The sequence below is a fragment of the Halobacillus sp. ABR2_026 genome, assembly GCF_056158545.1.
Genome location: NZ_JBSWTM010000001.1, coordinates 2123290 through 2135934, shown reverse-complemented (window position 1 = coordinate 2135934; position 12645 = coordinate 2123290). Strand labels below are relative to the sequence as shown.

Annotated in this window: 14 protein-coding genes; 11 read left to right on the top strand and 3 right to left on the bottom strand. The window is 48.2% G+C overall.

Translation table 11 applies throughout. The annotated features are described in order from the left end of the window. Positions 1-263 precede the first annotated feature (263 nt). The 3 genes from ACXADE_RS11050 (at position 264) to ACXADE_RS11040 (ending at position 1855) form a co-directional block, all read left to right on the top strand. Positions 264-611, top strand: coding sequence for a DUF4260 domain-containing protein (locus ACXADE_RS11050; RefSeq protein ID WP_474980524.1), 348 nt, complete (start codon positions 264-266; stop codon positions 609-611). A 12-nt stretch (positions 612-623) separates the two neighbouring features. Beyond that, positions 624-1385: an aminoglycoside adenylyltransferase domain-containing protein gene (locus ACXADE_RS11045; protein ID WP_474980523.1), complete on the top strand. Its 762-nt coding sequence runs from the start codon at positions 624-626 to the stop codon at positions 1383-1385. A gap of 203 nt (positions 1386-1588) precedes the next feature. Continuing rightward, positions 1589-1855: a hypothetical protein gene (locus ACXADE_RS11040; protein ID WP_474980522.1), complete on the top strand. Its 267-nt coding sequence runs from the start codon at positions 1589-1591 to the stop codon at positions 1853-1855. A 406-nt stretch (positions 1856-2261) separates the two neighbouring features. Here ACXADE_RS11040 and ACXADE_RS11035 read toward each other — a convergent pair whose 3' ends face one another. Beyond that, positions 2262-3263, bottom strand: coding sequence for a tRNA dihydrouridine synthase (locus ACXADE_RS11035; protein WP_474980521.1), 1002 nt, complete (start codon positions 3261-3263; stop codon positions 2262-2264). A 1325-nt stretch (positions 3264-4588) separates the two neighbouring features. Next, the gene (locus ACXADE_RS11030; protein ID WP_474980520.1) at positions 4589-6280 is read right to left on the bottom strand and encodes an N-acetylmuramoyl-L-alanine amidase; all 1692 of its coding nucleotides are present in this window, start codon (positions 6278-6280) and stop codon (positions 4589-4591) included. 201 nt (positions 6281-6481) lie between these two features. On the opposite strand from ACXADE_RS11030, the gene ACXADE_RS11025 reads away from it, so the two are divergent. From ACXADE_RS11025 to ACXADE_RS10990, 8 genes are all read left to right on the top strand, one after another. Beyond that, positions 6482-7696, top strand: coding sequence for an EAL domain-containing protein (locus tag ACXADE_RS11025; protein WP_474980519.1), 1215 nt, complete (start codon positions 6482-6484; stop codon positions 7694-7696). Between the two features lie 20 nt (positions 7697-7716). After that, on the top strand, positions 7717-8235 hold the full coding sequence (locus ACXADE_RS11020; RefSeq protein ID WP_474980518.1) for an N-acetyltransferase family protein: 519 nt from the start codon (positions 7717-7719) through the stop codon (positions 8233-8235). A 161-nt stretch (positions 8236-8396) separates the two neighbouring features. Beyond that, complete coding sequence (locus ACXADE_RS11015) at positions 8397-9308, top strand: methyl-accepting chemotaxis protein (protein WP_474980517.1); 912 nt, start codon at positions 8397-8399, stop codon at positions 9306-9308. A gap of 118 nt (positions 9309-9426) precedes the next feature. Next, the gene (locus ACXADE_RS11010; RefSeq protein WP_474980516.1) at positions 9427-10260 is read left to right on the top strand and encodes a GGDEF domain-containing protein; all 834 of its coding nucleotides are present in this window, start codon (positions 9427-9429) and stop codon (positions 10258-10260) included. Positions 10261-10601: 341 nt separating this feature from the next. Further along, on the top strand, positions 10602-10988 hold the full coding sequence (locus ACXADE_RS11005; RefSeq protein WP_474980515.1) for an ectoine synthase: 387 nt from the start codon (positions 10602-10604) through the stop codon (positions 10986-10988). A gap of 82 nt (positions 10989-11070) precedes the next feature. Then, complete coding sequence (locus ACXADE_RS11000; RefSeq protein WP_474980514.1) at positions 11071-11322, top strand: hypothetical protein; 252 nt, start codon at positions 11071-11073, stop codon at positions 11320-11322. A 22-nt stretch (positions 11323-11344) separates the two neighbouring features. Beyond that, positions 11345-11803, top strand: coding sequence for a hypothetical protein (locus ACXADE_RS10995; RefSeq protein WP_474980513.1), 459 nt, complete (start codon positions 11345-11347; stop codon positions 11801-11803). After that, entirely contained in the window at positions 11800-12024 is a 225-nt protein-coding gene (locus ACXADE_RS10990) for a hypothetical protein (protein WP_474980512.1), read from the top strand. The genes ACXADE_RS10995 and ACXADE_RS10990 overlap by 4 nt, the downstream gene beginning before the upstream one ends. A 7-nt stretch (positions 12025-12031) precedes the next feature. Here the strand turns inward: ACXADE_RS10990 and ACXADE_RS10985 are convergent, their stop codons facing one another. Beyond that, the gene (locus tag ACXADE_RS10985) at positions 12032-12604 is read right to left on the bottom strand and encodes a hypothetical protein (protein WP_474980511.1); all 573 of its coding nucleotides are present in this window, start codon (positions 12602-12604) and stop codon (positions 12032-12034) included. Positions 12605-12645 lie beyond the last annotated feature (41 nt).

Here is a 12645-nt window from a genome sequence, read left to right as displayed (position 1 = left end):
GGGACAGGTGAGACCCCGGAAGGCGTAGCCTGAGGAGGCTCACCGCCCGCCCCATGGAAAGCGAACCTTTTCCCGGAGCCCCTAGAATCACACAAACATCTCTAAGCAGAGTCTTCAAGAAAAGGGAGCTTTCGTTGAATAAGCCAAATATAAAATTGGAATTTCCTTATTGCAGTACTATCAACACTAAACTTTAACAGAGCCTTAAAAAAAGGATGCAAATCGATGATTGGTATCGTTTGTCGTAAATGGGAGGGATTGAAGTGACGAGGATTTTCCTTCACTTGGAAGGGGCCGTAGTATTCATCGGAAGTCTATATTTCTACCAGCAAAATGACTTCAGCTGGCTCGCTTTCGTATTCCTGTTATTGGTTTTCGACATTTCCATGCTCGGATACCTCGTCAATGAAAAAGCAGGAGCGGTTATCTATAACCTTTCACATAGTTATGTGCTGCCGTTATTGCTCATTTTGACTGCCCTCCTGACATCGGTGGATGGGCTCTTAATGATCAGCTTGATCTGGATGGCGCATAACGGGATGGACAGGATGATCGGATATGGGTTGAAATATCCGACCGGTTTCAAAAACACTCATCTTCAAAGGGTATAGGAGGGTGGATTTATGGTCGATTCTTTTCTCGTAGGATGTACGGAGAAGTTTTATGAAATATTCGGTGAAAATTTAACAGGCGTGTACCTGCATGGTTCACTTGTATTAGGCGGGTTCGTTCCCGAAAAAAGTGATGTCGATTTGATTGTCGTGACGGAAAGGCCGATGTCCCGGCTGGATGCTGTCCAACTGACCGACTTTCTGCTCGAGCGGTCGGACTCTCCTTATCCGATTGAAATTTCTGTACTGAACCGCCGCGTAATCGACGAATGGCAGCACCCGTGCCCGTTCGATTACCACTATAGCGAAGAATGGAGAAATCGTTTCCTCGCCGGCGAATCTTCCTTTTCCAACGGGGAAGTACGGAAAGATCCAGACTTAGCTGCTCATGTGACCATCATCCATCACAGCGGGTGCGTGTTGTTCGGAAAGCCGGTCGGTGAAGTATTCCCAGTTGTTCCGAAGCGGGACTATGTGGATTCGATTATTGGTGATTATGAGGATTGTCTGGAACATATAGAGAACGACCCGGTTTATGGTGTGTTGAACATCCTCCGGGTCTATTATTATATGGAGGACGAACGCATCTACTCAAAGGATGAAGCCGGGCAGTGGGCGTTGAGTTCCCCTTTCTCAAAAACGGTGGAAAAAGTATTGAAACGGAGACGGGGGGATGACGTTTCGATAACTGCTGAGGAACTTTCATCATTCAAACGCCATTACCAGGAGAAAATTGAAGCTTTCCTCCATGCGAAGAAAACAAAAATTAAATGATCATAAATATTGGAGTTCGTCTGTAGCCTGTGTCATCCCCGGCAGGAACGGGACGGAAAGAGAAGGCGAAAGCATTTGTCTTAGGATAACTTCCTATAATAGGTCAAAAACTTACTATCTTCCTATCTCAATTTCATGTATAGTAGGTATGGCGTTCTTTGGCTTCTTAAGCAAAAGATTAATTATTATGAGAGGTGAAACCTATGGACTACAATCAAATTAAACAAAAAATAGAAGAAATCGGCGGGAACTACATCACAATCTCTTACTTGCAGGCGACCGAGGAAGACGACTCGTTATATGACGTATTCGTAAACGTATGGCCGAATAAAAGTATGAAGAAAAACTTCCAAACGATCGTCGTTAAAACCGACACGTCGTTGGAAAAGGCGGAGAGTATTTCCAAGCGTCTACATACATCATTGGGGCGTGTGTATGGAGATGTGCAATACACAGGGCTCGAAGCTTAATACTGCAGGGAAAAGCATGGATGGGATCCATGCTTTTATTTTTTATCATAGGCTCTGTGAACGTTTATTGTTATTATCTTCAATATGAAAATCAATTCGAGATGTCTGTATAGGTTTAGGGCTCCAGGAAAAGGTTCGCTTTCCATGGGGCGGGCGCTGTGCCTCCTCAGGATCCGCCTTCCGGGGTCTCACCTGTCCCACTCGTCCCTTAGGAGTCTCACTGTTTCCCTCCGCCCTTGCTTAATCAGTCTTTCGAAATGACTTATTTAAGTAACGAACTATCATATTAATTATATCTGTATCCGGTATATAGAAAATCAACAACAAACATTAACAGTACATTACTTTAAAAGAGCTAAATAAAAAAGAGAGAAAAGCGTCGAGGCTTTTCTCTCCTTGAAAAATGTTATTTAGTAATGGAAAAACTTTTCTCTTCATGCACGCCAGCATTTTCCGTGAACTCATCAAGCAGGGCACGGACTTCGTCAGTCGATTCTGTGTTCATCAGCTGGTTTCTGAGCTCACCGGCACCGCGGAATCCGCGTACATAAATCTTGAAGAAGCGGCGGAGCGGTTTGAAAAGACGCGGTTCAAGTTCCGCAGAATACTTATCGTGAAGATCGAGCTGCAGACGCAGAAGGTCGAGTAGTTCTTCACTCGTATGCTCTTTCTTCTCGGTTTCGAAGCAGAACGGGTTGTGGAAGACCCCACGTCCGATCATTACACCGTCTACGCCGTATTTCTCGACGAGCTCCAGACCTTTTTGACGGTCAGGAATGTCTCCGTTGATTGTGAGAAGGGTGTCTGGCGCAATTTCGTCACGGAGTTTCTTGATCTCAGGGATCAGCTCCCAGTGTGCATCCACGTTACTCATTTCCTTCTTCGTACGAAGGTGGATGGAAAGGTTGACGATATCCTGTTCCAGAAGGTGTTTGAGCCACGTGCGCCATTCGTCCACTTCCGTATAGCCGAGGCGGGTCTTCACGCTGACGGGCAGGCCGCCGGCTTTCGATGCCTGGATGATTTCCGCAGCTACATCCGGACGGCGAATCAGTCCGCATCCTTTTCCTTTCGTTGCCACGTTCGGAGCCGGGCAGCCCATATTGATATCGATCCCCTTGTAGCCCATTTCGGCCATCCCGATACTCATCTGACGGAAGTTCTCGGGTTTGTCTCCCCAAATATGGGCGACAATCGGCTGTTCATCCTCCGTGAAGGTCAGACGGCCACGGACACTGCTTTTTCCATCCGGATGGCAGTAGCTTTCCGTATTCGTGAACTCTGTGAAAAACACGTCAGGCCTTGCCGCTTCACTCACGACGTGACGGAACACGACGTCAGTCACAGCTTCCATCGGTGCCAGGACAAAAAACGGTTTCGGCAACTCGTGCCAGAAATTTTCTTTCATATATATCGGAACCCTTTCTTTAAGAAAATCGTTGGATGGCTCTTTTATTGATGCTTTTCTCTTATCCATTACCATTTCGGCAGGATTTGAACCATTATATACTTTAATAGTGTATGAAGAAAAGTGCAAGGGTAGGGCTCGTCTTTTTTGGAGAAGGTCTTGTTATGTGAGGGGGATGTGTGTTTAAGGGAGCGAGTCATCACCACTCAAAACCTCTCGAAAGGGAGCTTTCAGTAAGTAGGATTGCTTTTCGAAAGGCTCTGTTAAAGTTTAATGTTGCTATTACTGCAAAAAAAGAACTACCAATTTTATGGAAGTTTCTCATTTTTATATTCGGCTTATTCAACGAAAGCTCCCGTTTGTGGAAGACTCAGCTTCGAGATGTTTGTGTGATGCTAGGGGCTCCGGGAAAAGGTTCGCTTTCCATGGGGCGGGCGGTGAGCCTCCTCAGGCTACGCCTTCCGGGGTCTCACCTGTCCCACACGTCCCATAGGAGTCTCACCGTTTCCCTCCGCCCCCTTTCCCTTATAAGTGTCTCGATAAGTGTCTCGAAGCCACTTTAAAAAGGGTGAGCTTGAATGGTTGAGGTTCGAACATCTGTATGGATTCGTAAGTTTCCCATTCTTCTCCCCTAGGAGGGCAGATCATACGTAGTATTATGCATTTGCGTATGCTAAACGTTCATGGGGTAGAGTTGATATCATTCCCTTCTCTTACCCATACAAGCTGATTTTTTAAGTAGTGGTTTCAAGACACTTATATGGCAAAGGGGCGGAGGGGAATGGCGAGACTCCTATCTTAAGTGTGCAGGCGCCTCGTTCAGCGGCGTATGGACTGGACTGAGCTGGAGGAGATAAAGGAAACACGAAGAACGAAGGGATTCGATGTTGACTTATCGTACAGAAGCGAGGGAAGTCTCACTAGCCGCTAGGCGCAGAAACCGGATATCTACGAGGAAGAGAGTGCTTGGTGAGACCCCGCAGGACGTAGTCCGAGGAGGCTCACCGCGCTCCCGCGGAAAGCGAGTCATTCCCCGCAGCCCTATCCACCACACAGAAGTCTCGAAATCAAGTCTTCAACAATCCTGCCATTTAGCTAAAAATTCAGTTCCGAAATCATAATCCAACAAGACTCAATGGTTACATCGTGAAAGGAGATCACCTAAAGGTTTCGATACTTGGAATGAATTCTCTTTTACCATCCTATCATTTATGGTCACTTCCATCCGTTGATGCAAATATCAGCACTGACCTTCAACAGATCCTTTCAAGAAAAGCCAATAAATAAGAAGCCAGTCTCCATCTTACAGGAGCCCTGGCTTCTTATTACTTGATCTCATCTAGGACTTCATTCAGTCCCATTTTCTGTTTCTCCATCTCCTGCAGCGCATGGTTGATGTTCCGCTCGTGAAGCTGCAAAATCAGCTGCCCGTACGTGTCACCGGGAACAGCCCAACGGCCGTTCAAACCGGTCCAGGAAGTTGCGATGCCGCGGGAGACGAGGTCGAAGCGCGGGTCGACTTTTTCCAAACCGTTCGGGATCGGCTGTTTGGATGCGTAGGCGTACAAATGCTGAATGTGAGCATGGACGCCTTCTTCCGGTGTTTGGAACGTGGCTCCCTGGGCTCCGCCTCCGGTCGCGCCGATACCGGCGTAGTTGTTCTGATCAGCTTTGACGTCACCGGTGAAACGGAAGTAATTCGTTTCGTTGAGGGCCTGGGCGAAAGCGACGTCGCCGCGGATGCCGTAAGCCTTTCCGTACTGGATATAGAAGCGGCCGAGATCCGGGGCGTTTGGGTTGACGGTCTTCACGTAAGCATTGAGCTGGCAGGCGGTCAAATTCATGGATCCGAGAATGGTGTACCCATCATCTGTCGGCGGCTCTGGTTCTGGCTCTGGCTCTGGTTCAGTCGGTGGAGCGGCTTCTCCTCCAAGGATGAAGGCGTCTGCGATGCCGACAGATTTGAGGCGCTCGACCTGGGTTTCTGCGTTTTCTTTTTCGGTATAGGCTCCGGTTTGGACGCGGTAATAGGTTACTCCGGAGATCTCCACTTGGACGATGAAACCGTCGATGCCTTTCTGGGAAAGGCTTTCGACTCTTTCTTCTGCATTATCACGGTTACGGAATGACCCTGCGATGACACGGAACAGGCCGTCATCCGGCTGTTCGGGTTCCGGTTGGGAAGGGGCTTCTTCTCCTTTTACGATGAATGCGGTCGAAATGCCGATTCGTTTCAGGCTTTCTACTTGTTCTTTGGCATTCGCTTCTTTGGAAAAGGCGCCGGTCTGCACACGGTAATAGGTTTTGCCGCCGATCGTCGTCGGAATGACGAACCCTGGGAATCCTTTGGCTGATAGCGATTCTATACGCTCATCAGCATTTTTCCGCTCCAGGAACGACCCGGCGATGACACGGAACAGATCATCCGTAGCAGGCGGGGTGGTCGGAGGTGTCGGTTTTGGTGTGGTTTTTTTCGGCAGGTTCAAAGCATCCGCTACACCATCTGCGATCCCCTGGCTCACATCGTTGATGAATGTGGAATTTCTAAGCAGGGCTAGATCGCCGGCATTATCGACGAACAGCACTTCGATGAGCAAGGAACTCATATCCGTCTCTCTCGTCACGTGCAGATTGGCGCGTTTTTTGCCGCGGTCACGTACATTATATTTCCGGATCGCCCGGTACGTCGTGTCGTGAATGATATTCTGATACGTACGGGTATTCGAATTGAGGGATCCATTGTAAATATACGTCTCATATCCACTTCCTCCGGCTGCGTTATTGTGAATCGACAGGAAAAAATCCGCCCTTGCCTTGTTCGCAAGACGGGTGCGGGCATCGAGGGACAAGGTTACGTCCGTACTCCGAGTCATGATGATGTTGACTTGATATTGCTGGGAAAGGATCCGTTGGACGTTCAAAGCAATGGACAAATTGAAGGTCTTCTCCTGGTAGCCCCGGTAAGTGGCACCTGGATCAGACCCTCCATGTCCTGCATCTATGACAATGGTTTTCATAGTAGTCAGTCTCCTTTCTAGACTTCCTGCTAGTATATGAATATATCAGACGAAAGGTACGGTCGCATATAAGGGGTCTTCACCCTTCGTTTGGGAAAAATGGTAGAATGTTCCTAGTTGTTGTGCTGAACAGAACTTTTAGGTAGGATGGGAGTTTTCATGTATAATTGAATCCGATAGAGAATTGGAGGAGGGGGAGACATGGATCCACTGGATATTTTGAGCAACTTACATAACATCAGACCGGTCTTCCAGCCGGTCGTCAGTGCCATCAACCAAGGGGTGATCGGGCATGAAGTCCTGTCCCGTTACGACGAGGGAGGGAAATGGCACACCCTCGGCCCGTTCTTCCATGACCCGGAAGTTCCGGAAGAGTTCAAAGTGGAAGTCGACCAGCATGTGCTCGGTCTCGCGGTCGAACAGATTCTTGAAAAAGGGACGCCAGGTTTGTTATTCATCAACCGTAATGCCAAACAGCTCATGATCAACGACGGGGAAGATCTGCTGCAGTCGCTGCTCGCCTATGAAAAGGAAGGGCTTGATATGAGCCGTATCGTCATCGAAGTGACCGAGCACGACTTTGATGAAGATTTCGAGTCTTTGAATCATCTGCTCCTTTATTATAAGACGTACGGGATTCAGATTGCAGTCGATCATGTCGGGGCGAAAAGTTCGAACATCGACCGGATCCGTCAGCTGGAACCGCATATCCTTAAGATCGATACAGGCATCATCCGACAGCAGAACGGCGATACATTCCATGACATCATGTACTCTCTGTCGATGCTTGCCCACCGGATCGGAGCGGCCCTGCTTTTTGAAAACATAGAAGATGATTACCAGCTGTATTTCGCCTGGAAACATGGAAGCCGTTACTATCAAGGCTTCTATCTCGGTTACCCGGCGTTCCAGCCGGTCGATCGTGAGTCTCTTGCGGTCGATCTCGGTGAGAAGATGGCCGGATACGTCCAGCGGGAAAAGGGCCTCCTCGAACGACGGCACGGCTTCGTGAAAACATGGGAGAAGAAGGTGACCGGGCTGCTTCCGCGCTGGGAAGGTCCGAAAAAGGTGGACGCCTTCATTGAAGAGGTGACCGAAGAGTTCGATGAAGAAAGTTTCCGGATGTTTGTCTGTCACATCGACGGCCAGCAGGTGTCCGCAAACTTCAGGAAAAAGACTGACACGTGGGAGCTTGAACCTCATAAACGCGGATCCAACTGGGCGTTCCGTCCCTATTTTCTTGAAAACGTCATGAACATGAAAGTCCTCAATATTGGGCTGCTATCTGATTTGTATTCCGACATTGAAACGAAGGAAATGGTACGGACGTTCAGTTTTCCATTGACCGAGCAGCATTTCCTTTTCATTGACTTGAGGTATGCGTATCTTTATGAACACGAATGTCTATTAGCTTGATTAAAATGGGAGCGGCGCGTATGTTCAAAAGGTTTCGTACGTTCCTGCAGGGAGAGAGGAAGAGGATGTTGAACTTATCTGTGAAAACGATGACGCGGGAGGATGCGGTCGCGTCTCTCCGCTGGGTGTATGATCCACCCTATGATTTTTACAACGTAGAACTGAATGATGAAACGCTGTCGGAACGTTTGGATGGAACCTATCAAGCCGTCGTCGATGACGACGGAATGCTCATCGGTTTCTATTGCACGGGACAAAGTGCGAAGGTACCGGCCGGGGAGAACGATGGCGTCTATGAAGAAGCTGCAATCGACATGGGTCTCGGCTTGAAGCCTGAATTGACTGGCAAAGGGACCGGGCACCATTTCGGACGTGCGATCGTCTCCCAGATCGTGCATGATCATGAAGGGATGCCGATCCGCCTGTCAGTAGCCACCTTCAACAAGCGGGCAATCCGTCTCTATGAAAATCTCGGCTTTGAAAAGCAGGATGATTTCGAGACGGATGTGTGTCCGTTCATAACGATGGTTAAAAGATGAGGGGAGCCCTGGCAAGGATGTGCCGGGGCTTTTTTTTATTCGAAAAATTCTGGTAAGTCCGAACGGTTTAGGTTGATAGTCATCTGACCACTAGGTATAATGTTGAATATACAGATAGAAAGATAGGTTTATAGGGTGATGAGAGGGGAGATGACTGGCGAATGTTACATAATGTCAAGAAGGTAGATGTCAGGAAGGATTTGTTGTTCGAAACAGCGGAGAAGAATCTCGCGATGATCCAGTTCGATACGGACCGGAGAGTGGCGTATGTGAATGAGATCTTTTCTTCGGCGATGCAGTTCAGGTCAACCGAGGAGATGATTGGTCTTCATCATAAAAATTTCTGTTTTGATGAGTTTGCTCAAAGTAGAGAGTATGATGTTTTTTGGAACGATCTGCTGCGCGGACGCAGTTATCAGGATAAAATTGAACGCAAAGATGCCAATGGCCGCCGGGTTTGGCTGGAGGCGACTTATATGCCTGTCTATGACGGGGCTGAAATTGTCGGTGTCATGAAAGTGGCGACAAATATTACGAACAGGCAGATGGAGATCAATGAAGTGGTGGGCAACTTGAAAGAGATGTCCCATACATTGAATACGAGGGCCGAAGAAGGGGTTCGGCAGCATGAAATCCTGAACGAGAAAATCCATGAAATATCGGTTACATCGAAGGAGAACACCGAAACGCTCATCGATCTGCGTGCCCAGGCGGAAGAGATTCAGGGCGTTGTGAAAACGATCCGCGATATCGCGGCACAGACGAATCTGCTCTCCCTGAATGCGGCCATTGAAGCAGCACGGGCAGGCGAGCACGGGCGCGGGTTTGATGTTGTAGCGAAGGAAGTCCGTAAGCTGTCGACCAAAGTGGAAGAGTCGATCGGTGAAGTCCGGGAAAATATCGAGAACATCACTAAGGAAATCTCGAAAATCACGACAGGAACCGAACAGATCAGGAAAGATGTTGAAAATGGACGGGCGCAGATTTACGAGGCTTCTGCCGGGTACAAGGAAGTCGTCCAATCGGCGGAGACACTGAAGCGGGAAGCGGATGCCCTGTCCGGCATCATTTGAACATTCCTTAGGTTTCAAAAGTAGTGGGAGGGGTATTTGTAACAGAGGGTAAATGGGTGTAGGTCTAATGATCTAAGTGTTATCTTCTACCCAACACGCTTGGAAAGGTCGTCATTCTATGAAAACCAACTACTTCCAATGGATGCTCGCGATCTATTTAACCCTGGGCGCTTTAATGGGCGTCGGATTTTCACTACTTCTTAATTTGGTCATCCCGATTCCACAGGACTTGTTTCAACTTTTCCTGATCGCTTCCGTTCTGGCGGGTTTGTTATTGGGGTCCATCAACTATTTCGTCTACCGCTTGTTCACCCGGATGTTCATCCGTCACTTCAACCGGGTGCTGGGTGCAGTTCGGAGCGGGGACTTGAGTGCCAGGTCAGAATTCCATACCGGAGGAATCGTCGGGGAATTGAATGCGAACATTAATAAAACGCTCGCCAATCTGGAACGCTCACAAAATTCGGTCATCCACGATGATTTGACGGGTATTCCGAACAGGTATGCTCTCCAGCAATTCTTTTTGAACAAGGAAGGGCATGGCCGCTATGTTCTGCTATTCATCGATGTGAATGATTTTAAAGAAATCAACGATACATTCGGACATGTGGCGGGGGATGAGACACTGAGATATATTGCGCGAATTCTGCAGGAAACCGTTTCAGACGGCGGGCAGGTCTATCGTCTCAGCGGAGATGAATTCATCGTAGTGAACGATTGGAGAGGGGAGGACGCGCTTGAATCGGTGTACCACCGGATACATCAGGCGTTCGCTGTTCCTTTCCGTAATGAAGATGATCTCATTACGATCAGTGTCAGTATCGGTAGTCATCCTTTCCGCTTTGGAGAGAAAGATTTGATTGAGATTTTAGATGAAGCGGATCAGGACATGTACCGGATGAAAAATGAACGGATACTCCGCATAGAAAGTGAAAAAGTGAATCCATGCTAGAAAAGACCGTCTGGACTCTGTCCAGGCGGTCTCTTTGTGTGTAGAGGGTGCAGAGTGTCTCTTTTCACGAGAAAAGACTTTCGGGATCTGCATAGAGATTGCGTGTATGGTCACGGGGCATGCGATTCGTTCATCCAATCACCCATCCCCCTCTCAGAGTAACTCGTCCGTTTGGACCACAGCTCCTGTTTCCTATGATGCCCTTTCTGAAGAGGAAGGGTGACTTCCCTTAGGCGGTGCGCGCTCTGGTTTGTATATTTACTATAGTCAGAGGCTTTACATAGAAGGGGCGTTCTACTCCCGAAAAAAGGGAATAGATTGGAAAGAAAGGAGGGGATGGGATGAAAACCGTCACGTTAAAAGACATTATCGGAACGAATCAGGATGTGGATGGTGGCACGTGGAACAGCCGCCGGCTCATCGTAAAGGATGATGGCATGGGTTACTCAGTCCACGACACGATCATCAGGAAGGGAACGGAAACCCGGATGTGGTACAAGCACCACCTGGAGTCTGTGTACTGTATAGAAGGGAAAGGGGAAGTCGTCACCCTCAAAGATCAGAAAACATGGCCGATCGAGGCGGGGGTCTTGTATGCCCTTGATGAAAATGATGAACACGTGCTACGCGCGGAAACTGATATGCGGATGATCTGCGTATTTAATCCGCCAATCAGCGGCGATGAAGTCCATGATGAAAACGGCGTTTATCCACCCGATAAATCCTGACCTTTCCTTTTACAGGAAGGGTAATTTTTTTCCATAATTACGGAAATTTTTGTTACAATGGGGGACGTGTAGAGAGAGGGGGATGGAATTGCTGAAAGGACTCCGGTGGTCCAGCCGCCTTTTATTCGCGGCAGGGGTCGTATTGATAGTTTTGAAGTTCATGACGGATCTTACCGTCCCAACAGAGTGGGTCTGGATTTTTCTGGCACCTTCTGTCATCATCGTACGTGTCCTCGACATGAGGGAGACAGGGAAGAAAGCGGGACCGGTTGTGATGATCGCTATGTCTCTGTTGATTTTTTGTCTTTCTGTCGCGATTTTGATTGTAGAATAGATGTGCATTGTGAGGGGTTCGTATGGAAGATGAATTGGAAAAAGAGAGCATCGATCAACGTCTGGTGAGGGACAAGTCGCGTCGTTCGACGTGGCACCTGTTCCTTTTGATGGTCCTGTGCGTCGGATTCTCCCAGCTTTTCTTTGAAAAACTGCTGGGACTCTTCTATTTAGGTACAGTCATTATGTACGGTGCGTTTCTCTATGAAACGTATATGAGCAGAAAATCGAACGAAGAATTATGGAGACTTTGGGAGGAACGCTGGCGGGAGCGGAGGACGCTGTTCCAGGTGCGTGAAGCTGTCTCCAACAGCGTGGGGAACCTGTTCCCGGCAATTATCGGGTCCAATGTGTCCTGGACGTTTTTCATCGTCTTCATGGCCATTGCCCTCGGAGTAGGTTTCCGGAATGGACAGAAGAAGTGGAAAGCGAAAGAACATTACTACCAGGAATACATGGAAGCGAGAGGGATGGCTGCATGAAGGTATTCAGAATCATCCAAGTCACGTATGGAGCTTTTACGTTTGTATGGCTTACAGCGAGCCTGTTCCATGGCGGGTTCAATCCTTCCGTGGAGATCAACTCGGCCTTCCTCCTGGTCATGTTTATGTTGCTTGGCATCGATGACTGGTATGAAAATCGGAAAAAGTATGCAGCCCTGTATTTTTTCCTCGCGCTTGTTCATATGCTGATGATTGTGTAGCACGGCATCACCGCTGGTGGTACGTCACATCAATCAACAGGGCTATACATAAGAGCAAAGTCAGCTGTTCTTTCTTACAGCAGCTTCCGTTGACATGGTAGAGGTCACCGGCAACAAGGGTTTCTTTCGTGGAAGGGACTGGAATCGATCTTTTTTTGATGCCTCCAATTTCCTGGTCGGATGTTTGGGCGAGGAAGTCGGCGGCCATATTTTTGCCTTTGACCACAAACTGGAGGGTTCCATTCTGTTTGACAGTAATCCGCTGGGACATCGTTCCTTTGAAGCAGAGCATGTAGGTAGTATCACCGGTTGTGATCATGGCATCATCAGAGAATCCTTTTTTTCGATGGATGGTGGCGATGACCTCCTGTCTCTTTGACAACAATTTGATATGTAAACTTGAAAACGAACGAAGGTTGAAGGTCTTGAGCACATGGTTCAACCAATCTTTCGAAGTGGAAGCATCTTCTTCAAATGAGGCGACCTTCCGGCTCCCCGCATCGGTGATCCGGTACTGTTTGCTTTGATGGGTATGTATCGTTTCAGTTTGCAGCGTGTAAGAATCAGAAGTCCATAACATAATCGTTCTCCTTTCATTTTTTGGTATTCCCTCCTGTACGG

Excerpts from the sequence above, each read along its gene's own strand:
- ACXADE_RS11040 (WP_474980522.1), top strand. The coding sequence starts at position 1,589 with ATGGACTACAATCAAATTAAACAAAAAATAGAAGAAATCGGCGGGAAC.
- ACXADE_RS11010 (WP_474980516.1), top strand. The coding sequence starts at position 9,427 with ATGAAAACCAACTACTTCCAATGGATGCTCGCGATCTATTTAACCCTG.
- ACXADE_RS11025 (WP_474980519.1), top strand. The coding sequence starts at position 6,482 with ATGGATCCACTGGATATTTTGAGCAACTTACATAACATCAGACCGGTC.
- ACXADE_RS11015 (WP_474980517.1), top strand. The coding sequence starts at position 8,397 with ATGTTACATAATGTCAAGAAGGTAGATGTCAGGAAGGATTTGTTGTTC.
- ACXADE_RS10990 (WP_474980512.1), top strand. The coding sequence starts at position 11,800 with ATGAAGGTATTCAGAATCATCCAAGTCACGTATGGAGCTTTTACGTTT.
- ACXADE_RS11030 (WP_474980520.1), bottom strand. The coding sequence starts at position 6,280 with ATGAAAACCATTGTCATAGATGCAGGACATGGAGGGTCTGATCCAGGT.
- ACXADE_RS11005 (WP_474980515.1), top strand. The coding sequence starts at position 10,602 with ATGAAAACCGTCACGTTAAAAGACATTATCGGAACGAATCAGGATGTG.
- ACXADE_RS11020 (WP_474980518.1), top strand. The coding sequence starts at position 7,717 with ATGTTCAAAAGGTTTCGTACGTTCCTGCAGGGAGAGAGGAAGAGGATG.
- ACXADE_RS10995 (WP_474980513.1), top strand. The coding sequence starts at position 11,345 with ATGGAAGATGAATTGGAAAAAGAGAGCATCGATCAACGTCTGGTGAGG.
- ACXADE_RS11045 (WP_474980523.1), top strand. The coding sequence starts at position 624 with ATGGTCGATTCTTTTCTCGTAGGATGTACGGAGAAGTTTTATGAAATA.
- ACXADE_RS10985 (WP_474980511.1), bottom strand. The coding sequence starts at position 12,604 with ATGTTATGGACTTCTGATTCTTACACGCTGCAAACTGAAACGATACAT.
- ACXADE_RS11035 (WP_474980521.1), bottom strand. The coding sequence starts at position 3,263 with ATGAAAGAAAATTTCTGGCACGAGTTGCCGAAACCGTTTTTTGTCCTG.
- ACXADE_RS11000 (WP_474980514.1), top strand. The coding sequence starts at position 11,071 with ATGGAATTGCTGAAAGGACTCCGGTGGTCCAGCCGCCTTTTATTCGCG.